The organism is Enhygromyxa salina (genome assembly GCF_002994615.1).
Classification (GTDB): Bacteria; Myxococcota_A; Polyangia; order Nannocystales; family Nannocystaceae; genus Plesiocystis; species Plesiocystis salina_A.
Map to the genome: position 1 here is coordinate 63226 of NZ_PVNK01000232.1, position 21457 is coordinate 84682.

General features: G+C 68.5%; 18 protein-coding genes and 1 pseudogene. 9 read left to right on the forward strand and 10 right to left on the reverse strand.

What is annotated here, in order from left to right:
• Positions 1 to 24: 24 nt before the first annotated feature.
• The 3 genes from ENSA5_RS26870 (at position 25) to ENSA5_RS26880 (ending at position 4113) form a co-directional block, all read left to right on the forward strand.
• On the forward strand, positions 25 to 537 hold the full coding sequence (locus ENSA5_RS26870) for an RNA-binding protein (RefSeq protein WP_106394544.1): 513 nt from the start codon (positions 25 to 27) through the stop codon (positions 535 to 537).
• 64 nt (positions 538 to 601) lie between these two features.
• Positions 602 to 3037, forward strand: a complete 2436-nt coding sequence (locus tag ENSA5_RS26875) for a serine/threonine-protein kinase (RefSeq protein ID WP_106394545.1) — start codon at positions 602 to 604, stop codon at positions 3035 to 3037.
• Between the two features lie 14 nt (positions 3038 to 3051).
• On the forward strand, positions 3052 to 4113 hold the full coding sequence (locus tag ENSA5_RS26880; RefSeq protein ID WP_146156162.1) for a fibro-slime domain-containing protein: 1062 nt from the start codon (positions 3052 to 3054) through the stop codon (positions 4111 to 4113).
• A gap of 236 nt (positions 4114 to 4349) precedes the next feature.
• On the opposite strand, the gene ENSA5_RS26885 is transcribed toward ENSA5_RS26880, so the two are convergent.
• The 8 genes from ENSA5_RS26885 to ENSA5_RS26920 all read right to left on the reverse strand — a co-directional run bounded on the left by ENSA5_RS26885 (position 4350) and on the right by ENSA5_RS26920 (position 14673).
• Entirely contained in the window at positions 4350 to 4979 is a 630-nt protein-coding gene (locus ENSA5_RS26885; protein WP_181198182.1) for an RNA polymerase sigma factor, read from the reverse strand.
• A 55-nt stretch (positions 4980 to 5034) separates the two neighbouring features.
• Positions 5035 to 6525 (reverse strand): Omp85 family outer membrane protein, encoded by a 1491-nt coding sequence (gene omp85, locus ENSA5_RS26890; protein WP_106394548.1) that lies wholly within the window; start codon positions 6523 to 6525, stop codon positions 5035 to 5037.
• A 16-nt stretch (positions 6526 to 6541) separates the two neighbouring features.
• Positions 6542 to 8011, reverse strand: a complete 1470-nt coding sequence (locus tag ENSA5_RS26895; RefSeq protein WP_219906869.1) for a pyridoxal phosphate-dependent decarboxylase family protein — start codon at positions 8009 to 8011, stop codon at positions 6542 to 6544.
• 46 nt (positions 8012 to 8057) lie between these two features.
• Positions 8058 to 8756 (reverse strand): TetR family transcriptional regulator, encoded by a 699-nt coding sequence (locus tag ENSA5_RS26900; RefSeq protein WP_219906870.1) that lies wholly within the window; start codon positions 8754 to 8756, stop codon positions 8058 to 8060.
• Positions 8757 to 9002: 246 nt separating this feature from the next.
• Entirely contained in the window at positions 9003 to 11306 is a 2304-nt protein-coding gene (locus ENSA5_RS26905; protein WP_258183035.1) for a sodium-translocating pyrophosphatase, read from the reverse strand.
• 53 nt (positions 11307 to 11359) lie between these two features.
• Complete coding sequence (pth, locus tag ENSA5_RS26910) at positions 11360 to 11980, reverse strand: aminoacyl-tRNA hydrolase (protein ID WP_106394551.1); 621 nt, start codon at positions 11978 to 11980, stop codon at positions 11360 to 11362.
• Between the two features lie 55 nt (positions 11981 to 12035).
• Positions 12036 to 12647, reverse strand: a complete 612-nt coding sequence (locus tag ENSA5_RS26915) for a 50S ribosomal protein L25 (protein WP_106394552.1) — start codon at positions 12645 to 12647, stop codon at positions 12036 to 12038.
• Positions 12648 to 12882: 235 nt separating this feature from the next.
• A complete protein-coding gene (locus ENSA5_RS26920; RefSeq protein ID WP_106394553.1) occupies positions 12883 to 14673 on the reverse strand; it encodes a cytochrome c family protein in 1791 nt (596 codons plus the stop codon).
• Positions 14674 to 14818: 145 nt separating this feature from the next.
• On the opposite strand from ENSA5_RS26920, the pseudogene rpsP reads away from it, so the two are divergent.
• The 5 genes and pseudogenes from rpsP to rplS all read left to right on the forward strand — a co-directional run.
• Positions 14819 to 15040 (forward strand): annotated as a pseudogene (rpsP, locus tag ENSA5_RS26925) (30S ribosomal protein S16); the annotation flags it as partial.
• A 294-nt stretch (positions 15041 to 15334) separates the two neighbouring features.
• Positions 15335 to 15583, forward strand: a complete 249-nt coding sequence (locus ENSA5_RS26930; RefSeq protein WP_106394555.1) for a KH domain-containing protein — start codon at positions 15335 to 15337, stop codon at positions 15581 to 15583.
• A gap of 3 nt (positions 15584 to 15586) precedes the next feature.
• A complete protein-coding gene (rimM, locus tag ENSA5_RS26935) occupies positions 15587 to 16195 on the forward strand; it encodes a ribosome maturation factor RimM (protein ID WP_106394556.1) in 609 nt (202 codons plus the stop codon).
• A 6-nt stretch (positions 16196 to 16201) separates the two neighbouring features.
• Positions 16202 to 17470 (forward strand): tRNA (guanosine(37)-N1)-methyltransferase TrmD, encoded by a 1269-nt coding sequence (gene trmD / locus ENSA5_RS39935; RefSeq protein ID WP_258183036.1) that lies wholly within the window; start codon positions 16202 to 16204, stop codon positions 17468 to 17470.
• Positions 17471 to 17499: 29 nt separating this feature from the next.
• Complete coding sequence (rplS, locus tag ENSA5_RS26945; protein ID WP_106394557.1) at positions 17500 to 17961, forward strand: 50S ribosomal protein L19; 462 nt, start codon at positions 17500 to 17502, stop codon at positions 17959 to 17961.
• A gap of 43 nt (positions 17962 to 18004) precedes the next feature.
• Here the strand turns inward: rplS and ENSA5_RS26950 are convergent, their stop codons facing one another.
• Together ENSA5_RS26950 and ENSA5_RS26955 are read right to left on the reverse strand one after the other, a co-directional pair.
• A complete protein-coding gene (locus ENSA5_RS26950; RefSeq protein ID WP_106394558.1) occupies positions 18005 to 18358 on the reverse strand; it encodes a YraN family protein in 354 nt (117 codons plus the stop codon).
• Positions 18359 to 18373: 15 nt separating this feature from the next.
• Positions 18374 to 18985 carry a hypothetical protein gene (locus ENSA5_RS26955; protein WP_146156163.1) on the reverse strand — a complete coding sequence of 204 codons (612 nt, stop codon included), beginning with the start codon at positions 18983 to 18985 and terminating at the stop codon, positions 18374 to 18376.
• A 768-nt stretch (positions 18986 to 19753) separates the two neighbouring features.
• Between ENSA5_RS26955 and ENSA5_RS26960 the strand changes: the two genes are divergently transcribed.
• On the forward strand, positions 19754 to 21331 hold the full coding sequence (locus ENSA5_RS26960) for a tetratricopeptide repeat protein (RefSeq protein ID WP_181198183.1): 1578 nt from the start codon (positions 19754 to 19756) through the stop codon (positions 21329 to 21331).
• Positions 21332 to 21457 lie beyond the last annotated feature (126 nt).

Below are 21457 nucleotides of genomic sequence, written 5' to 3' on the forward strand. Positions count from 1 at the left end.
CCCCGGATCGAGAAGCTGAGAGAGATGTCGACAAAACTGTTCGTCGGCGGCCTACCGTGGGCAATGGATAACCAGCGCCTCAAGGAAGTGTTCGCCGAATTCGGTGACGTGGCAGATGCCCGCGTCATCCTGGATCGCGAGACGGGTCGTTCTCGTGGGTTTGGTTTCGTCACCTACGCCGACGCGGCGGGGGCCGAGAAGGGCCTCACGCTCGATGGTCAAGAGGTAGACGGACGCCGCATACGAGTCGATCGCGCCCAGGAAAAACAGCGGCCGGCCCGGGGTCGACCCCGCGGCGATGGGGGCGGGCGCTCCGCCGGGGGCGGCGGTCCACCCGGTCCGTCCGGGCGTGACGCCGGGGGCCCGCGCCGTGAATTCAAAGATGACTGGGGCGGCGGCGGCGACCGTGGCCGCGACCGCGACCGTGGCCGTGGCAAGGGCAAGGGCCGTGGGCGCCGGCGCGGAGGTCGTGGCGGCCGTGGCGGCGGTGAGGGCGACGGCCCGCCCGGTGGTTTCGGCGAATTCGACGAGTGGTAGCGACTGCCCGCCCGGGCGTCGCGCGGACCCCGGCTCGTGGTGGCATCGGGGGTAGCATCGGGCTGTGTCCGGGCCCAAAGCCGATCTCGATGCGCGTCTGCGCGCCTCGGCGCCGAAGGCCAGCCTCGAAGAGCGCCAGGCCCTCGCGAGCATCGAGAGCCGTCTGTTCGGGCACGCGCCCAAGACAATCTCGCTGTCGCGCTACGTCCTGCTCGACAGCCTCGGTCGCGGCGGCGTGGGCATGGTCTACCGGGCCTACGACCCCGAGCTCGATCGCAAGGTCGCGATCAAGCTGCTGCTCGCGCGCCGCGGCACGCGAGACCGCGAGACCGCGCTGTTGCGCGAGGCCCAGGCCATGGCCCGGCTGTCTCACCCCAACGTGATCGCGGTCTACGACGTCGGGACCTACGACGAGCACGAGCTCGGGCTCGAGTCTGCGGCCGACGCGAGCGGGCTCGAGATCCACGGGCGCGGGGTGTTCGTGGTCATGGAGCTCGTCGAGGGCCAGGATCTGCACGCCTGGCTCGCGGGCGGCGAGCGGTCGTGGCGCGAGGTCGTCGCCGCCTTCCTCGCCGCGGGTCGAGGCCTGGCCGCCGCCCACGAGGCGGGCCTCGTCCACCGGGACTTCAAGCCCAGCAACGTCCGGGTCGGCAGCGACGGCCGGGTCTGTGTGCTCGACTTCGGCCTCGCCCATCCCTTCGCCGCGCCCGGCGGCCCGCCGAGCGACTGCGACGGGTCGCGCTCGGCCTCCGAGCAGCTCGAGATCGCCGGGACACCGATCTACATGTCGCCGGAGCAACACGAGGGCGAGCGCGCCGACGCGCGCAGCGATCAGTTTAGCTTTGGGGTCGCGCTCTACGAGGCCTTGTGTGGCCGCCCGCCCTTCACCGGATCACTCGACGAGCTCCGCGCGGCCAAGCGACGCGACGAGCCCCCGCCGATGCGCGACGAGCTGCGGATGCCTGCGCGGGTGTGGACGATCGTCAAGCGGACCCTCGCGCGCGAGCCCGACGAGCGCTTCGCCTCGATGACCGAGGTCCTCGGCCAGCTCGAGGCCGTGCTCGCCCGCCCGCGTCGACGGCGTGTCGCGCTCGTCGGCGTGACCGCGGTGGCCTCGGCGATCGGCTTCTCCACGCTGACGCCGATCCCCAGCCCCAAGGATCCCTGCTCCGGCGCCGACGCCCGGATCGCCGAGGTCTGGAACGAGGCCAGCCGCGCGCGGATCGAGGCCCGCCTCCGGGCGACCGGCGCGTCCTACGTTCAGACGACCTGGCACGAGGTCCGCCGCGAGCTCGACGACTACACCCGCGCGTGGACCGAGCAACACAAGGCGGCGTGCGAGGCCACGCGGGTGCGCCACGAGCAGTCCGAGGCGGTGTTGGATCTGCGCATGGCCTGCCTCGATCGCCACCTCGCAGAGCTCGACGCCGTCGTCGACATGCTCGCCCACGCCGACGTCGGCGTCGTCGAGCACGCGGTCGGGGCCGTCAACGCCCTGGGCTGGCTCGGCAGCTGCGAGGATCTCGACGCGCTCCGATCCCGCGTCAAAAAACCCCGCGACCCCGAGCTGCGCCGCCGCGTCGTTTGGGGCTACGCCGAGCTCACCCGGGCCAAGGCCAACGACGCGGCCGGCCGCTACGACGAGGCCCTGGCGATCGCTCAGGCCACCGCCGAGGTCGCGCAGACCCTCGACTACCTGCCCCTGCTCGCGGCCGCCGACCTCCGCCGCGCGGCCGCGCTCGAGGGTCAAGGTGATTTCGCCGCGGCCGAGCACGCGCTGCTCGAGGCGATCTGGGCGGCCGAGGCCAGCCGCGACGAGCCCGTTGCGACCGACGCCTGGATTCGCCTGGTCTGGGTCGTCGGCGTCGAGCGCAATCACCACGAGCAGGGCGAGGTCTGGCTGCGCTTCGCCGAGGCCGCGCTCGAGCGCCTCGGCCATGACCAGCTCCGGGCCGCGACCCTCGACCACAACCGCGCGGGTCTCTACGCCGCGACCGGTCGGTTGGAGGAGGCGGTCGACGCGTACACGCGCGCGCTCGAGGTCCAGACCCGGCTGCTCGGTCCGAGCGACCCGACCGTCGCGCGGACTCTCAACCATATCGCCAACACCTTGATCAAGCTCCAGCGCTACGAAGAGGCCTTCTCCTACAGCACGCGCTCGCTCGAGATCCGGGTTGCGACCCTCGGCAAGGACCACCCGCTGATCGCCCCTTGTTACAACAACATGGCAGAGCTACGCCGACAGCAGGGCCGGGTCCTCGAGGCCGAGGAGCTGGTCCGAGCCGGCCTGCGGGTCAGTGGTGGGACTGGCACTCGCTTCGAGTATGTGTCGCGGGTCATCGCCAAGGAGCTCTACCTCGAGCTCGGTCAGCTCGAGCTCGCCCGGGAACAGCTCGAGCGTCTCACGCAGATCCCCGAGGACCGGCTGCCGGCGTTTGAGTCGCGGGCCGGGTTTGAGGACGAGCTCAGGTTGATCGATGTGCCAGCTCGTCAAAAATGAGTGACACTGGGCCCATGAGCTACGGACCACAGACCTACCGAGTGTTGAGTGCGGCGGTGATCGCTGCGTTGAGCGGGTTGGCGTGCGCCGACGATGGCATCGCGGAGGCCAACGACACCGGTGACGAGAGCGGCGAGACGGCGACCGGGGGGACGGCCGAAGGTGAGACTGGGACCGGGACCGCGACCGGCGATGGCGATGGTGATCCCGGCGACGGAGACGGCGATCCCGGCGACGGCGACGGCGACGGCGACGGCGACGGCGATGGCGACGGGGATGGAGATGGAGACGGCGACGGAGATGGAGATGGAGACGGCGATGGAGACGGGGACGGAGACGGGGACGGGGACGGCGACGGGGACGGGGACGGGGACGGAGACGGAGACGGGGACGGCGACGGCGACCTGTGCGGAACGACGATCTACCCGACCTACCGCGACTTTCAGCCGCTCCACGTCGACTTCGGCTGCCACATGTGGGGCAACGGCGCGCGCCCGGGTCTCGTGCTCGACAGCCTCGGCATGGACCAAAAGCCCCAGTACAACCCCAACCCGCCGCCGCCGCCGCCCGGCTGGAACGGCGCCGACCCGCAGATCACCGACGCCGCCAGCTTCGACGATTGGTACAACACCAAAGAGGGCGTCAACATCGAGATCGTCGGCGAGATCATGCTCGCGGAGACGATGCCGAACTCCGGCCTCTACAGCTTCGCCGACGACGAGTTCTACCCGCTGACCGACATGGGCTTCGGCAACAACGTCGACCCCAACTGGAACGGGGAGACCTATCCCAACTGGAACGGCGCGTTCACGACCGAGATCCACGTCCAGTTCCAGTACGAGGCCGGCCAAGAGTTCACCTACATCGGCGATGACGACGTGTGGGTGTTCATCGACGGGCAGCTGGTCCTCGACATCGGCGGCCTCCACGGGGCCGTGATGGACACCGTCAACCTCGACGAACTCAACCTCGACGAGGGGGTGTTCTACGACCTCGACGTGTTCCACGCCGAGCGCTGCGGCAGCGGCTCCAACTTCCGCATCGACACCTCAATCTCCTGCATCATGCCGCAGTAGGTACCCCCCGCAGGCGCGTTCACACCGTGCCACGACCGGCCGCGACGCGGCCGGTCGCTCGGTGGGCGGGTATGAGCGACGCGACGTGGGTGCGTGGCCTCCCAGAGGGCACGAGCGGCGCCTCGGCGACTCCTCGCTCGATGGGCCGGGGTGCCATGGCGACGGTCTCCAGGGCCGGCTGGCGAGGGGGTGAGGCGAAGGAGCGAGTCGGGGGACGACTCGAGGGGGGCTCGGGCTCAGGTTGGGGGGGTGAAGACGCCGCGGACCGAGGTCACCCATTGGTTGAGCTCATCGTCGGTCGGGGCGGCGGTGCCTCGTTGGCGGGCGAGGCCTTCGATGCGTCGCTCGAGCATGTCGCGGGCTCGGCTCAGGCGGCTCTTGACGGTGCCGGGGGCGACGTCCATGACCTCGGCGATCTCGGCGACCTTGAGCTGCTCCCAGTAGTACAGCTCGACGACGATCTGAAAGTCGAGGGGGATGCTGCGCAGGGCGGCGATCAGCAGTCGCTGCTCGCGGTGGGCGGCGACGAGGGAGGTCAGCGAGGCCTGGCTGTCGCCGCCGAACTCATGGATCGAGGTGTCGAGGGGCGAGAACACCTTGTTGGCTCGGTGGCGGCCACGCAGGTGCGTGATCAGCTGTCGCCGGGCGATCCCGAACAAGTACGCGCGGAAGTTGCTGTGCGCGCGCTGGTTGACCCGAGCCTCGAGCAGGGCGAGCAGCGCTTGCTGGGTCAGATCCTCGACCCCGTCGTCGAGCTTGCTGCGAAAGAAGCGGAACACGCTCGAGAAGTGGCGGCGAACCAGCGCGTTGCCAGCGATCTTGTCGCCTTCTCGCCAGGCCTCGAGCAGTTGCAGGTCGTCGTTCAACCCACCGGGAAGTCTCTCACACCTCGGGGCCCGCGCGCAGTGAGAGTCTCTCGAGTCAGAACATCTGGCCGATGTCGAGGTAGAAGCCGAAGTTCTGATCCGTCGGCGACCAGGCTGGATCGGCCCGGATCACGAGGGTCTCGCCCCAGGTGATCCGAAGGCCACCGCCGAGGCCGACTTTGATGTCGCCGAAGGGACCGTCGACGTTGGCCCCGGCCAGCTCGACGGGGCGGTAGTCGGTCCACACCCGCCCGGCGTCGACGAAGGCGAGGGCCCCGAGCCCGAAGCGCTGGCGGGCGATGTCGAAGCGCACGAACATCGAGCGCAGCTCGAGGTTGACGAGGGCCTTTTGCTTGCCGAAGTAGCGCTGGCGCGGGACCCCGCGGACCGACCAGCTGCCGCCGGGCCCGTCGCGCTGGACCAGGACCCCGAACTGGCCGAGCTCGTAAAAGGGCGGCTTGCCGACGAGGTAGTCGAGGGCCCCGCGGGTCGCGAGCACCAGGTACTCGCCGTAGAGCGGCACGAACACGGCGGTGCCGAGGAACAGGTGGCCGAAGACCAGGCCCTGATCGACGCCCGGTGAGAAGCGCCCGGACAGCTCGGTGAACGAGCCGCGCGTGGGCATGTACTCGTGGTCGCGGGTGTCGTAGAGCAGGCCGAGGTTGAGGGTCCACAGGGCGTGGTTTTGGGTCCCGTGCACGAGCCCGCGCAAGGTCTCGCCGTCCTCGCTGTCGGTCTCGCGCAGCTCGAGGTCCTCGGACAGCTTGGTGTCGGGGTAGGGGTTGATCACGTCGTAGGCGATCGAGGTCCCGATCAGCGCCTCGAGCCGCTGCTTGTGATCGACGCTGGCCCCGACGCCGCTGTAGGTGCTCGGCGGGCAGCGCTGGCTGCGTTTGGGCCCGCAGGCCCGCCGCGCGTCGTTGCCCGTGCGCGAGCGGTCCCACAAGATCAGCCGGGTGTTGAAGTCCAGCATCGGGTAGATGCGGTCGTACTGGTGGTAGCGCCGGGCGGCCGCGAAGGCGTCGGGGTCGACCTCGGGATCGATCGTCTCCCAGGGCTCGAGCGAGGGCGTCGCGTTGCCGATCCCAAACCAACCCTGGTTCGTGAACCGGCGGAAGCGAAGCTGGGTGTTGATGCGCAGGCGGCCGCCCCACAGGCCGGGGAAGTCGGCCTTGATGTAGTCGTCGTGGAAGGGCAGGCGCACGCCGACGCCGGGGGTGTTCTTGGCGGTGGCGTTGAGGACGATCTCGAGCCGCCAGCGGTAGGGCTGGTAGTCCGGGTGGAACCTGGCGAGGGTCATCAGGGCGCCGAAGCCGAACCCGAGATCGATGTCGTAGGAGATCGCCGGGAGCACGCCGACCTCGAGGCGATGGGGGTCGTCGGGGTCGCGCTTCTTCTTCTCCCGCTTCTTCTTCTTCCGCTTCTTCTTCTCCCGCTTCTTCTCCTCCCGCTGCTCGTGCTTGGCCTCGCTGGCCGGGGCCTCGACGGCCTCGGCCGGCGGTGCCCAGCTCAGCCACAGCCCGAGCGCGACAGATCCGATCAACATCGGCTTCAGTGTCCCGTCAACGGGCGCTGGTGAACAGCTCGTTCATGAACTCGGTCAGCAGGCGCGCGCGAAAGCTGGGTTCGAGCGCGTTGAGGATCTCGTTGACCTCGGCGCCGACCTTGGGCGACCCGCTGGACCCGACCCCAACCATGGCCATCAGCTGGCGCATGGTCTGGTCGTTCATGGTCGAGATGTCGACCTCGGACAGGGCCTGGAGCACGTTCTTGACCAGCGGGCTCGGCTCCGAGTCACGGACCTCTTCGACGCACGCGGCGATGTCCTCGAGGACCGGGTCGATCCACGGGAGGTTGGCGGGGTTGATGCACAGGTGGATGTTGGCCGGCGAGTTGCCGTAGCTGAGCTGGACCTGGAGGTACCAGCCGCGCTTGTTGACGGCCTCGGCGAGGCGGAAGATCGGGATCGTGTCGGACGCGAACGCGACGTGGCTCATGTCGCTGCGCCCGAGCAGGCGCAGGTCGGGGTGCGCGTCGATGAAGTCCATGACCTTTTGGGTCGCGGCGAGCACGTGGGTGGCGATGTCGAGGTAGCCGGACTCGCCGAAGAAATTGAGCACCGCCCAGGCCGCGGCCACGGGCCCGCCGGACTTGCTCGACTGCACGGTCGCGTTGGAGATCGTGTAGCCGGTCCAGTTGGCGCAGGTGAAGATCTGGTGCTTGCGCAGCTCCTTGTTGCGATAGAGCACGACCGACGCGCCCTTGGCCGCGAACGCGTACTTGTGCAGATCCATCGAGATCGAGCTGACGCCGGGCACGGTGAAGTCGAAATTGGGGAACTCACGGCCGAGCTGGCGAAAGTAGGGCAGCAAGAACCCGCCCATGCAGCCGTCGACGTGAAGCCACAGGTCGCGCTCACGGGCGAGCTCGGCCAGCTCCGGGATCGGATCGACGACGCAGTGGGCGTAGGACACGGCCGAGCCGACCAGCATGATCGTGTGCTCGTTGATCGCCTCGCGCATCGCGTCGACGTCGGCGCGGAAGCTGACCGGGTCGACCTCGACGGCGATGACCTCGAGGTCGAGGTAGTGGGCGGCCTTGTGGAACGCGGCGTGGGCGGTGACCGGGAGGACCACGTTGGGCCGGGTCGCCGATCGGGCCAGCTCGGGGCGGCGCGAGCGGGCCCAGTCTCGGGCCGACTTGACCGCGAGGATGATGCTCTCGGTCCCGCCGCTGGTGAAGTTGCCGACGACCTCCCGGTCGCCGCGCAGGTGAGCCGCGGCCATGTCCACGACCTCGTTCTCGAACTTGAGCAGGCTCGGGAAGGCGGTCGGGTCGAGGCCGTTCTCGCTCAGGTAGGCCATGTAGGCCCGCTTGATCACGGCCTCGGCCTCGGCGCCGGGGTCGAAGATGTAGGCCCAGACCTTGCCCGAGCGCCAGTCGAGGTCTGCCTCCCGGTGTTGTTCGAGATGCTCGATGATCTCGGTGGGGGGCAGACCGTTGGTGGGCAGGGACAGGCGTGCGTCGCTCATCGGCCCCGCAAGGGTCGATCATCGACGCCGCCCAAGTCCAGCGCACTCAATTCGTCGGCACAGCCGGGCGCGGGAGCTCCTGATCGAGGCCCCGGGGCCGAAACAGGTCGAGGGCCTCGCGCATGAGCCGGGGCAGGTCCGCGCGTCCGTCGAGCTCGTGCCACTCGGCCATCGTCGCCCGCATCGCGCCGAAGGTCGCCCCGGCCAGCATTCGCGCGCGACGCTCGGTGATCGGGGTGGGTTGCCGACGGACGGCCAGGAGCGCTGTAGCGATCGCCTGCTCCCAGAGCATGTCCTGCTGGCGCTCCTGCTTGCTGAGCACGGGCGACGACTCGATGATCCGCGCGCGGGCGAGGATCCGATCGCGATCACGCATGTACTCCTCGGCCAGGGCCAGGCACGCGCGGCGGACGTGGGAGAAGCCGTCATCGGTGGGCTCGCGCGCGGACAGAAGCTCGCGAAAGCGCTTGAGGTGGTCGCTGTTGTCGACGAACAGCAGCGCGTCCTTGGTCGCGTAGTAGCGGAAGAAGGTCCGGCGCGAGACGTCGGCTTCACGCGCGATCTCGGCGACCGTCGTACCTTCGTAGCCCTTTGTTTGGAACAGCGTGAACGCGGCCCGGGCGAGGGCTTCGCGGGTCTGATCTTTCTTGCGCTCACGCAGCGCGACGATCGAGAGCTTCTGCGCCGCCGGAGCCCGGTCGGCCAACTGCCGGTCGGCCAACTGGTGGGTCGACTCGCGGTTCACGTCGACATTGGGGGAGACTTGGTTGCTGCTAAAAGGCGCGTCGGGCATGGGTGACTCCTGTTCTTTAGGTGGTCGCGTCTTGGCGAGACGGTTCACGTTGTGTCAGATCGCCAAGCTAGACCCCCTTTGGAGCGCAATATCGCCCGTTTTTTAAATTGCGAAGACGGCGGACCAAGTGGTCCGCCGTCTTCTATTGACTGTCCCAAAGGCCGTTGAGTGGCCTTTTCTCCGTTTTGGAGATGGTGACTAGGACTCGTTCGCTTGCTCGGCCTTGGGCTGGTCGGCAGCCTTGGCGTCGCCCGCCTTGGCGCCGTCCGCTTGCTGGAGTTGCGCCTCGAGCTGACGCGCGGCCTCGGCGACCTGCTCCTTGTCGGGGTTGATGTGCGGCGCGATCACGACCGCGACGATCGTCATCAACTTGATGAGGATGTTGAGGCTCGGCCCGGCGGTGTCCTTGAAGGGATCGCCGACGGTGTCACCGATCACGGCGGCCTTGTGCCGCTCCGAGCCCTTGCCGGTGTTCTTCTCGAGGCTCTTCTTTTGCTCCTCGACCTGCTTCTTGGCGTTGTCCCACGCGCCGCCCGCGTTGGACATGAAGATCGCGAGCATCACGCCGGAGGTCAGGGTGCCCGCGAGGAGGCCGCCGAGCGCAAAGGGCGACCACCAGCCGATCACGAGCGGCGCTCCGATGGCGAGCACGCCGGGCATGACCATGCGCTTGAGCGAGGCCTGGGTCGAGATCGCCACGCACTTCTCGACCTCGGTCTTCTTGCCGGCCTCGAGCACCTGGGCGTCCTCTTCCTCGGTCAGCTCGCGCTCCTCTTCCTCGGCCCGGGCGACGAGCGTCAGGGCCTCGCGCAGGACGGGGATGTCTTTGAACTGCCGGCGGACCTCTTGGATCATGTCCATCGCGGCGTCACCGACGGCCTTCATGGCCATGGCCGAGAACAAGAAGGGCAGCATGCCGCCGACGAGGAGGCCGATCAGGACCTCGGGGTCGGTCAGGATGATGTCGGTCTCGCCGAGCGCGAGCTTGCGGTAGGCGGCGAACAGCGACAGGGCCGCGAGCGCGGCCGAGGCGATGGCGAAGCCCTTACCGATCGCCGCGGTCGTGTTGCCGACCGCGTCGAGGTTGTCGGTCCGCTCGCGGACCTTGCTCGGCAGGCCCGACATCTCGGCGATGCCGCCAGCGTTGTCGGAGATCGGCCCGTAGGCGTCGACCGCGAGCTGGATGCCGGTCGTCGACAGCATGCCGAGGGCCGCGAGCGCGATGCCGTAGAGGCCCGCGTAGAGGTTGGCGACGTAGATCGCGCCCGCGATCAAGATGATCGGGATCGCGGTCGACTGGAAGCCCACGCCGATCCCGGCGATGAGGTTGGTCGCCGCGCCGGTCTTCGACTGCTCGACGATGCCGTTGACCGGGCCCTTGTTCTTGGAGCAGTAGTGGCTGGTCACGAGGCCGATCGCGACGCCCGCGACGAGGCCGATGACCATCGGGTAGAACAGGTGCAGGGTCTGGAGCGGCCCGTCGAACTCGGCGAACTGGATGCCGCCGGGGCCGGCCATCTTCACGAAGTAGTCGATGATGAAGTAGCTCAGGCCGAGCATGACCGCGGCCGAGCCGAACGCGCCCGCGTCGAGGGCGTGCTGGGGGTTGCCGCCCTCTTTGGTCCGGACCACGACGGTGCCGATGATCGAGACCACGATCCCGACCGCGGCCAGGATCAGGGGCAAGAGCGCGGCCTCGAAGCCGCCGTGGACGGCGATCGCGCCGAGGATCATCGCGCCGATGATCGAGCCGACGTAGGACTCGAACAGGTCGGCGCCCATGCCGGCGACGTCGCCGACGTTGTCGCCGACGTTGTCGGCGATCGTCGCGGGGTTGAGGAAGTGGTCCTCGGGGATCCCGGCCTCGACCTTGCCGACGAGGTCGGCGCCGACGTCGGCGGCCTTGGTGTAGATGCCGCCACCGACCCGGGCGAACAGCGCGATCGACGACGCGCCCATCGAGAAGCCGGCGAGCACGTTGATGACCTTGCTGAAGCGGAAGCTGTTGATCGGCTGATCGAGCCCGGCCACGTCGACCTGGAACTGGCCGAGGTAGAACCAAAACAGCGAGCCGAGCCCGAGCAGCGCGAGGCCGACCACGCTCATGCCCATCACGGCGCCGCCGCGAAACGCGATCTGAAGGGCCGGTGGGAGCCCGGTCCGCGCGGCTGCGGCGGTCCGGACGTTGGCCTGGGTTGCGACGCGCATGCCGAAGAAGCCCGCGACGCCGGACGCGATGGCGCCGGCTACGAACGAGAGCGCGACCAAGGGGTCGGAGGTCGGCTCGGCGCGGTTGAGCATGTACAGCCCGAAGGCCACGAGCGCGACGAAGCCGAGCAGTACGGAGTACTCGGCCCGGAGAAAGGCCATCGCGCCACGCTGGATCTGCAGCGCGATGTTTTTCATGCGCTCATTGCCGGCGTCGCGCCCCTTGATCCAATACGAGGTCGCGGCGGCGTAGATCAACGCGAGCACGCCGGCCGCCGGAATGGCGAGGAGCATCTGTTGGATGGTCACGGTAGGGATTCCTTGCCTGGAGAGTGGGTCTCGCCCGCTCAGCCGCCGTCGGCTGCTGGCGCGGGCGATTCGGAGGTGTGAAAACGGTTCATGGCCGAGGTCAGGCCCTCGACCAGTAGACAGGTCAGGGCCTGTTCGGCCCGGTCGACGAGGTCATCCACGAACGCGGCGTCCTCGCCGGAGAAATTGGACAGTACCCAGTTGGAAACCTCGCCGTGGCGCGGCCGGCCGACGCCGACGCGCACGCGCAAAAAGCTTGGTTTCCCGAGGTGTTTGATGATGTCGCGGAGGCCGTTGTGGCCGCCGTGGCCACCCCCGCGCTTGAGCCCGACGCGACCGAACCCAAAGTCGATCTCGTCGTGGACGACGACGGTTCGGTCGAGCGGCACGTCGTGGTAGTCGGCGGCCGCGCGCACGCTCTCGCCGCTGCGGTTCATATAAGTCTGGGGCTCGAGGACCACGCAGCGCCCGAGCTGGGCGCCCGCGTGGATGCTGGCCACCCGGCCCTTGAACTGTGACTTCCACGCGACCCCGCCCGTGCCCGGCGTGACGTGACGCTCAGCGAAGCGCTCGACGGCCATGAAGCCGACGTTGTGCCGGTGCTTGGCGTACTCGGGCCCGGGGTTGCCGAGTCCGACGATCAGCCAGGGAGAGGTCATCGTCCAGGGGAGAGGCGGTGAGGGGCGGTGGGGAGGTCAGCCGGAGCCGCCGGGGTCAGGCCTTGTCGGCCTTCTTGTCGGCCTCGTCGGTCTTGGCCCGAGGCGGATCGACGTGGGCGACGACGACGTTGGGGTGGTCGAGGAGCCGGGCGTTCTCGATGCTAAGATCCTTCATGCGCAGGGTCTCGCCGGCCTGCAGGGGGCTGACGTCGACGCTGAGCTTGATCGGCACCTGGCCGGGCTTGGCCGCGACGCGGGTCGTCCGCTGGTAGGTCCGCAGCTTGCCGCCAGCGACCACGCCCGCGGCCCGGCCGCTGTACTCGACGGGGATCTTGGTCACGACCTCGGAGTCCGGGTCGACGCGCAAGAAGTCCACGTGGAGGAACTCGTCGCGGATCGGGTCGGCCTGGTAGTCGGTCAGCACGCACTGCTCGACGCTCGACTCGCCCTCGCCCTCGATCGTGACCGTGAAAAAGGTGTTGAGCTTGCGCTGGGGGTCCATCGCCCGCCGCAGCTCGCGGGGGCTGAGGGTCAACATCAAGTTGCCCTGGCCCTTGCCATAGATGACGCCCGGGATGAGGCCCTGGGCGCGGAGCTTTCGTGCGCCGCCCTTGCCGGTCGCGTGCCGGATCTTCGCGGTGAGCTTTCCGAAGTCTGTCGCGGTCATGGTTGTCTACCTGTCTTTCGCCTGTAGCGTGGGAGCCCGCGACGCTGATCACTGATCGTCGATCACCGCGGGCGAGTTGCGGGGCCGTCGGATAGGTGCCTGGTGGTCCAGCGCGGACCGGCTCGCCGCCGACGCACACCCATTGGAGTCGGCCGGTGTCTACTTGGCGCACGCGGCCAGTCCAAGCCCAGCGCCCCCTCAGGCATGTGAGGGTGCTCTCTGTCCGCTCCGCCCGCTACATCTTCGTGCAGCCGCCACCCGCGGCCTCGAGCGCGGCCGCTCGCAGCTCGCGGCCGCGCGGACCGTCACCGAGCTTGGCGCGGGCGTCGGCGCCGTGACCCTCGCCGAGGACGTCGCGCAGGTAGGGCTCGTAGTCGAAGGTGTCGGAGTGCTCGGGCGTGTGGCATTCGAGGCACACGCTCATTGGCGCCTCGAGCCGGATGTTGTCGGTCGACGGATCCTCGACGTGGAGGCTCCCGGGCCCGTGGCACTGCTCGCACTGAACCGACTGCAGACCATGGTTCTCGACCACCTCGCTGCCGCCGGGCGCACGAAAGCCGGTCACGTGGCAGCCCACGCACGAGAGGTCGTACTGCTTGTTGGCTGTGACCAGCGTGTCGTAGGCCCGGCCGTGGATGGTGGTCTTCCACATCTGCACGGCCTCCTCGTGGCAGTCCGCGCAGGCGTCGATGCCTGCGTAGCTGGGCTGACCCTTCGCGGGCGCCGGCGGGGTGACCCCCGCGAAGAGCTCACGATTGCGCTCGGCGACGGCGGCGTCGTAGCCGGTCAGGGCGTCCTTGGCGGCCGGGTCACCGGGGAGGTGGCAGGTGACCTTGGTCTGCTCGGGGATCACCGCGACCTTCACGCCGTCGGGGATCGCGGGGCTGGCGAGCTCGGCGCGGAGGCGATCCCGCTCACCCTCGAGTTGCTCGACGAAGCGCGAATCAGCCGCCGGATCGTCGGCAAATTTGGCGAGCTTGGCCTCGACCCGGGCCAGCTCGGCCTCGCGCTGGGCCTTGGTCGGGATCAGCGTCCACGTCGGGGGCAGCTCGCCCTCTGGCAAGGCCGGGTCGATCGACAGCGTCAGGTGGGCGATCGTCTGGGCGCGATCGCCGGGCTCGAGCACCCAGGTCGAGCCGAGCTGGACCGCCGAGCTGCCGAGGCGAGCCTGATCGGGGTTCGAGAATTCTCCCCCGATCACCACGACGTCGACGCCCTCGACCTCCCGCGCGATCGTCTCGGCCAGGGCGCGCGGCCCGTGGACCATCACGATCTGCAGCTCGGACTTGGCCAGCGTCGGGCCGAGCTGCTTCAGCGCGGCGAGCGGCTCAGTCAGGGCAGGAAAGTCCTTGCCCCAGTCCTTGGCCCGGGCCGCGGAGCCGAGCTCGGGATCGACGACCTGCGTGACCGCGGCCGACAGCCCGCGGCCGAGCTCGACCACCCGGTGGCTCGCGACGCCCGCTGGCCTCGCCTCGTCCGCGAGGTTGGCGATCACGCGGGGCAGCGGCAGCTCGCTCAGCGCCGCCGCGGACTTGCCCGACGCGAAGTCCGTCGGGCCCAGCCCAGACACGAGGCCGTCGAGCTCGGCGAAGCGACCGTGGAGCAGCTCGGCGCGGAGCTGGGCCTGGGTCCAGCCGGCCTCGTCCTTCGGGCCCTCGGGCCCGTCGGGATCCGGGAACAGGAACGACCCTGGCTCCAAGATCAGCCGCTGACCGGGCTCGGACTCGGCCTCGATGTAGCCGAAGGCGTACTGCAGCCCGCCGAGGGGCTCGGTCGTGCATCCACACGGCGCGATCGTGCCCAGCTGCCGCCCAAACGCGAACAGATCGATCTCGTAGCGCTGAGTCCGCTGGTCTGCCTGGGGCTCGGCGCCGGACTCTGCGCTCGGCCTCGTGTCGCCGGTCTGGCCCGGGTGATTGCGGCCCTTGCACGCCAACCCCACGACAGCTGCAAGAGTGAGGGCCAGCGCGCATGCGCGCGCGGTCACACGGTTGAGATCTTGGGAGACTGGCATGCGATCACTCATGAATGAGCACGTCGTTCGTGCTGTGCGGGTCGGCGCAGCCCCTCGGGTTGACGCTCCGACGGCTGTTGACGGGGCTCGACCCCGAGGCTAGCCTCTCGCACCCTTCAGGCCCAACCCGGGCCGAGGCATCTTCCGAGACACAAAAATGGCCGTCAAGATCAGGCTCGCCCGCGGCGGCGCAAAGAAGCGCCCCTTTTACCGAATCGTCGCATCCGACGCCCGCTCTCCCCGAGACGGGCGCTTCCTCGAGAAGCTCGGTACCTACAACCCCATGACCAAGGACGGCACCCTCGTCCTCAACCGCGCGCGCGTCGACTACTGGCTCGGCGTCGGGGCGCAGCCCACGGACGCGGTTCGCCGACTCCTGCGCAAGACCCCCGAGACCCCCGCGAGCTAGCCGCTTGCTAGAGCCGCGGCCGAAGCGGCCCCGGATCTGAGATCTCGAGCGGCGCGCCCCGCAAACCCGGGCTCGTGGGCTCGGGTTCGCTCGTGGATCTGCCCGTGGATCTGGCCGTAGCTCTGGCCGTGGATCCGACCCGACGCGAACTAACTGCCGAGATGCAGTTGTGTTTTGCCGGGCCGCCCATGCTGTGGGATGCTCCAAACGGCTCTCCTGCCCGCGCCCGCTCCATCACTTCTCGCTCTCGGAGGCCTCTTCGACATGTCCGCCAACGTCTCGCTCAAAGAGCTCATCGAGTTCATCGCCAAGGCCCTCGTCGACAACCCCGATGAGGTCGACGTGTCACAGATCTCCGGCGAGCAGACCATCGTGCTCGAGCTTCGCGTCGCCAAAGAAGATCTCGGCAAGGTCATCGGCAAGCAGGGCCGCACGGTCAAGGCCATGCGCGCGATCCTCAACGCCGCGTCGTCGAAGGTCCGCAAGCGCGCCGACCTCGAGATCCTCGAGTAGTCGATGTCGACGACCGAAGCCGGCGGCGCGAGCCCCGACAGCTTCGCCGCGCGCCATGTCCAGCTCGGCTATGTCGCGGGCGCCCACGGACTCCACGGGGCCCTTCGCGTCAAGCTCTTCAACGCCGAGTCGACCGCGCTCCAGCCCGGAGTCGCGGTCGCGCTCGTCGAGCGTGGCGGCTCGACGCCCGCGAGCATGCAGGTCACTCGCGTCGCGCCCAAGCCCGGCAGTGACACGATCCGTCTGTGGCTCCAGGGCGTCGACGGGCGCGACGCCGCCGAGGCGCTCCGGGGTCACGAGCTGTGGCTCGAGCGCGCGAGCCTGCCCGCGCTCGAGGACGACGAGTACTACCTCGCGGATCTGATCGGGCTCGAGGTCGTCCGCGAGCTCGACGGCGAGCCGCAGTCCCTCGGCGAGATCACTGGCGTGATCACCAACGCCGCCCAGCCGCTGGTGAGCGTGCGCCTGCGCGGCCGCGAGTGGCTGCTGCCTGCGCTGCCGCCCTTCATCGTCGCGGTCGAGACCGAGCGGGTGCTCGTCGACGTTCACGACGACATGGTCCCGGGTCTGTCCGACGGCGGCGACGAGCCACGCCCGAAAGACGGAGCCTAGCGAGCCGTGGAAGTCGTGGACGACACCCTCGAGTTCGAGGTCTTCACGATCTTCCCCGCCGTGATCGAGGCCTTCGTCGCGGCCGGGATCATGGCCAGGGCGATCGAGCGAGGCCTGGTCGCGGTCCACTCGACCGACCTGCGCGAGTTCACTGACGACCGCCACCGGACCGTCGACGACGCGCCCTTTGGAGGCGGCGCCGGGATGGTCATCAAGCCCGAGCCCGTGGCCGCGGCCCTCGAATCCGCGACCGCTGCCCGCGGGCCGATGCACACGATCTTGTTGACGCCCTCGGGCCCGCGCTTTGATCAGCGCGCGGCCGAGCGGCTCGCGGGCGAGCCTCGCATCGCGCTGCTGTGCGGTCGCTACGAGGGCATCGACGATCGGATCCGCGAGCACTTCGTCGACGAGTGCCTGTCGATCGGCGACTTCGTGCTCAACGGGGGTGAGGTCGCGGCCGCGGTGATCATCGAAGCCGTCGCGCGGCTCCGCGAGGGTGTGCTCGGCAACCCCGAGTCGATCGAGGGCGAGAGCTTCGCCGCCGGTCTCGGCGACGACAGCTGGCGTCCGGGCACCGTGCTCGAGCACCCTCACTACACCCGCCCGGCCGAGTTTCGTGGCCACGCCGTCCCGCCCGTGTTGCTCGGGGGCGACCACGGGGCCGTCGAGCGCTGGCGTCGTCGCAGCGCCTGCCTCCGGACCTGGGCGCTGCGTCCCGAGCTGCGCCCGCGCTGGCAGCTGCCGCCCAAGCACCCGATCTACCTCGCGGTCTCGACCCAAAGCGTGGCCGACGACGAGGCTGGCCAACTCACGCAGGTCGCCGCCGACGCCGGCTTCGAGCTGGCCGCGGTCGGCGCTCGGCGCCTTCCAGGCGCGCCGCTCCACATGAGAGATCTCAAACAGCTGTGTCGGCACCTTCGAAAGCGCCACGGTCGCGCGCCCTGGCTGCTCGGCGTCGGGACCGTCGGGCCGGACGAGCCCGAGCGCGGACCGAGGCTGATCCTCGATGTCCTGGCCTTCGAAGCCGGCGAGCCGCCGCCCCCGCTGATCTTTTGGGTCGGGTGCTCGGGGCTCGACGATCCCGCCGCCGCCAAGCGATCTCCGCAGGCGTGGCTGGCGCTCGATCCGGGCCGGCCACGCGGCCACGATCCTCGACTTGCACTCGCGTCCGCTTTGATCGACATTTCGCAGCCCCAACCGGCGCGCCTTCCGGTCGCGCCCCTCGCCCGCGCCGTGGGCCTTGCCCTGCGGGCCGAAGGCCTGCTCCAACCCTAGAGCGCACGAGCGACCCCGAGATCTTCGCCATGAGCCACGCCAGCCCCATCATTCACGACCTCGAGCAGGAGCTCTCCCGCACGGACATCCCCGAGTTTCGCCCGGGCGATCGCATCGCCGTCCACGCGAGGATCTCCGAGGGTGGCAAAGACCGTATCCAGGTGTTCGAGGGTGTCTGCATCCACCGCAAGAGCCGGGGCCTCCGCGGCTCCTTCACCGTCCGCAAGGTCACCGACAACGTCGGCGTCGAGCGGGTCTGGTCGCTCGCTTCGCCGCGCGTGACCAAGGTCGAGCTCGTCAGCCGTGGCCGCGTCCGCCGGGCCAAGCTCTACTACCTTCGTGATCGTCGCGGGAACGCGGCCCGGATCAAGCGCAAGGTCGGCGACTACAAGTCGGCCGTCGCCGCGATCGCTGCCGAGAAGGCCGAGAAGGCCGAGGCCAAGAAGGCCAAGAAGGGCAAGAAGCGCAAGAACAAGAAGAAGGCCGAGTAGCCGCGCTCCCGCGCTGAGCTCTCGTGTGGGGGCCACGGCCCTCCTACCAAAACGCGTTCTTTAGCCATTCGATGTCGTCGCCAACCAAGGCGACGACATCGAAGCGTATGGCGACCCGGTTCCAGAGGTCGCGCTCGATCAGCCAGCCCGTCGCGCCGCGGCGGACTCGGCCTTGCTTGCGAGCGTTGATGGTCTCGAAGGGGTGACCTCGAAGATCGTCGCTGCGTCCGCGGACCTCGACGAACACGATCGTCTCATCGTCGCGGGCGATGATGTCGAGCTCGGCCCCGGCGCAGGTGACGTTGCGTTCGAGGAGCTCGAGCCCCCGCTCCAACAAAAACGCGGCCGCTCGGTCCTCGCCGGCGCGGCCGCGTTCGCGTGTGCTTGGATCAGCCAACGCAGGGCGGGCAACTCAGGGCATGGGGGCGCCGGTGGTGGTGCCCATCATGCCGTCGCCCTCGTTGCAGTCTTTCCAGGCCTCGCCGGTCAGGGGCGTGCAGTCCGCCTCGAGCTCGTCGAGGGCCGGGAGGTCGTCCTGGCAGACGCAGAGCTTGTCGCAGCAGAACTGGCCGAGGCGCTGGAGGACGGTGCACTTGAACCCGGTCGCGCACGCGGTCTCGTCGTCGTCGACGACGGGCCGGTTGCTGAGCGTGGTGTTGTTGCAGTCGTCGTCGCTGACGCAGGTCTTCGAGCACATCGAGCGCTCGAGCACGTACTGGAGGCTCAGCTGGCACGAGTTCTTCTCGCACTCGAAGATGTTCGAGCCGTTGCCACCGCTGGCGTTGTTGCAGTCGGCGTCGATCTCGCAGGGCGTGCCCGGGACGGTCTGCTCCTCGCCGTAGACGCACAGCAGATCGCTGCACGAGAGCGCGGGGAAGGTGACGAGCTTGCTCGACGGCGCCTCGACCGTGCCGTGGTTGCACGGCGCCCCGACGTCGCCCTGGGGGCACCCGGTCAACAGCAGGCCACCAGTCAACAGGAGAAGGGACGCGAACAGGGTGGACTGGATGCGTGAGCTGGGCATCGAAAGGTCTCTGTTGGAGCGGCTTGCGCCTTGACTTACGGGGGGTTCGGACACCGTTGTCGGCCGACAATCTGACGCGCCAACCGACCTTTGTGCGCACGTCCAAACCGGGCGAGCGCGCTGCGAGCATCCTACACGGCGTGATTCTAGGGTCAAGTCTGCTCTGTCGCTGGATACGCTGTTTGCGCGGCGCCCCGAGACTGAACGGATCTGCTCCAAGCCCACGCGTGACTGACACCACACGATCCCGGGACCGAAAAGCTCGAACATTCTAGATCGGCTCGGGAATATCCCCGTTGGTTGGCGGCCGTGCGCAGCAGTTCCAGCTCGCCGACCTCACCCGGTGCCGGCGTGGGGGCCGCTAGCATCGTGGCCGAGGGCCCGAGGGCCGAGCGCTGTCACGGGCACGGCGAAACCGTATCGCAGACCACAGACCCCACACTCAGGGGCCACTGGATCCGATTTTGGCCCCGAATTTGGCATGCTGGCTTTGCTTGCGATCGCCGACGGGCCGCTGGTAAGGTCCCGTCGCCCTTACATGGGTCCAACGCGCAAGCGATCGCGATGAAAAAGCTCAGCCTGCTCAAGTCACTCCCGCTCCTTGTTGGCCTCGCATTCGGAGCCGCGTCGGTCGCCGCGTACGCCAGTCCGCCGCCGCCGCCTCCGTCCGACGGTGCTCCGCCGCCGCCTCCCGGTGACGGTGGTGGGCCCCCGCTGCCGCCCGGAGAGGGTGGTCCGCCGCTGCCTCCCGGACAGGGTGGTCCGCCGGTGGCCCCCGGCGCCGCCGGTCAGCCCAGCGCCGAGCAAAACCAGGCCGAAGAGGCCTACAAGGCCGAGAACTACGAGGCCGCGGCGCTGGTCTTTTATAAGATCGCGTACGAGGGTGCGGGCGGCGACGCCACCCGTGGCCAGTTTTGGCTGGGCAAGTCGTTGTTCCAGCTCGGGTTCTTCGCCGGGTCGCTGGCCGTGTTCGACGAGATCGTCCAGGTCGGGCCGAGCCACCCCTATCACCAGCTGACGCTGCCGTGGCTCGCGTCGTTGAGCCGCAAGCTGCCCGAGGGCGCAGGCGTGCTCGAGAAGGTCGGCACCTACCGGCCGCAGGACCTCGAGAACGAGGCCTTCGACTCGGTCCGCGACGAGCTCTACTTCCTGCTCGGCCGCTACCACTACGGCAACGGTGATCTCGGTCAGGCGATCGCGCTCCTGTCTCAGGTCCCGCGCGAGAGCGACTACTTCATCCCGGCCCAGTACTTCCTCGGCGTGGCCGAGACCCGCGAGTTCCACGGCCCCGAGGCCGTCGAAGCGTTCAAGAACGTCCTGCGCAAGAACGCCGAGCTGCGTCAGATGCAGGGCAAGAAGAAGAACCGCGAGACTCGCAAGCTCGCGCGCATGTCCGACAAGAAGAAGCGGCGCCTCGGTATCTCGACCGCGGAGCTCGACTTCGCCGATCAGAACCAGCGCTTCGAAGAGCTCGCCAACATCGCGCTTGGCTACATCTTCTATCAGGTCGGCAAGTTCGACACCTCGCTCAAGTACTTCAACAAGATCAGCATTCAGTCGCCGTACTGGCTCGACGCCGTGTTCGCGGCCTCGTGGTCCGAGTTCCGCCTCGTCGAGGTCGAGCCCGACAACGCCAACCGCCACTACCAAAAGACGCTCGGGTACATCCACACCCTCAACGCGCCTTTCTTCTTCGACTACCTCTACCCCGAGGGGCTGATCCTCAAGGCGGTCACCTACTACTTCAACTGCCGCTACGCCTCGGCCAAGGCCTCGATCGACGAGTTCAACTCGCGCTACGTCCAGACCAAGCAGGACCTCAGCGCGCTGCTCAACCAGGCGCCCGAGGACTACCAGCTGTTCGAGCTCTCGGTGAAGATCCGCGAGGGGACCTCGGACCTCGAGCCCTTCGTCGAGATGGTCGCCCGCAAGTCGCTCCAGGATAAGACCCTCGAGAAGTACTACGACTACGTCAACCGCCTCGTGTACGAGCAAGAGACCCGCTTCAAAGAGATGAGCGGTGAGTTCCAAGGCGGCGGCCTCGGCGAGCTACTGCTCGAGAACCTCGATCTGTCGCTGTCGATCGCCAAGGAGCGCACGGGCGCCCAGGCCCGCCAGCGCATCAGCGCTCAGATCGCCGAGATCAAGAACCTCGAAAAAGAGGCGATCAAGGTCGAGTACGAGATCGTCGAGAAGCTCAAGAAGCTCGGCGACGAGAGCGCCGGCGACGAAGAGAAGATCAAGCCGGGCCCCGAAGAAGAGCGTTACAACTACAACGGCGAATATTGGCAGGACGAACTCGGCTATTACTACTACCGCGTCACTAGCGTGTGCGCCGGTGGTTAGCCTGTCCTGAACGAAAGTTCGAATACACGTTTCACATGAGGTGAGGGCGGCCCTAGCCGCTCTCACCTCCGACGGAGAAGGTCCATCATGAGGTCGCACAATCGCTCCAACAGGTATCGCACACTA

What these genes read in the sequence shown, in the direction of transcription:
- ENSA5_RS26870 (WP_106394544.1), top strand. Translation starts at nt 25, where the DNA reads ATGTCGACAAAACTGTTCGTCGGCGGCCTACCGTGGGCAATGGATAAC.
- ENSA5_RS26880 (WP_146156162.1), top strand. Translation starts at nt 3,052, where the DNA reads ATGAGCTACGGACCACAGACCTACCGAGTGTTGAGTGCGGCGGTGATC.
- omp85 (WP_106394548.1), bottom strand. Translation starts at nt 6,525, where the DNA reads ATGTTGATCGGATCTGTCGCGCTCGGGCTGTGGCTGAGCTGGGCACCG.
- ENSA5_RS26895 (WP_219906869.1), bottom strand. Translation starts at nt 8,011, where the DNA reads ATGAGCGACGCACGCCTGTCCCTGCCCACCAACGGTCTGCCCCCCACC.
- ENSA5_RS26905 (WP_258183035.1), bottom strand. Translation starts at nt 11,306, where the DNA reads ATGCTCCTCGCCATTCCGGCGGCCGGCGTGCTCGCGTTGATCTACGCC.
- pth (WP_106394551.1), bottom strand. Translation starts at nt 11,980, where the DNA reads ATGACCTCTCCCTGGCTGATCGTCGGACTCGGCAACCCCGGGCCCGAG.
- ENSA5_RS26915 (WP_106394552.1), bottom strand. Translation starts at nt 12,647, where the DNA reads ATGACCGCGACAGACTTCGGAAAGCTCACCGCGAAGATCCGGCACGCG.
- ENSA5_RS26920 (WP_106394553.1), bottom strand. Translation starts at nt 14,673, where the DNA reads ATGAGTGATCGCATGCCAGTCTCCCAAGATCTCAACCGTGTGACCGCG.
- ENSA5_RS26930 (WP_106394555.1), top strand. Translation starts at nt 15,335, where the DNA reads ATGTCCGCCAACGTCTCGCTCAAAGAGCTCATCGAGTTCATCGCCAAG.
- rimM (WP_106394556.1), top strand. Translation starts at nt 15,587, where the DNA reads ATGTCGACGACCGAAGCCGGCGGCGCGAGCCCCGACAGCTTCGCCGCG.
- rplS (WP_106394557.1), top strand. Translation starts at nt 17,500, where the DNA reads ATGAGCCACGCCAGCCCCATCATTCACGACCTCGAGCAGGAGCTCTCC.
- ENSA5_RS26955 (WP_146156163.1), bottom strand. Translation starts at nt 18,985, where the DNA reads ATGCCCAGCTCACGCATCCAGTCCACCCTGTTCGCGTCCCTTCTCCTG.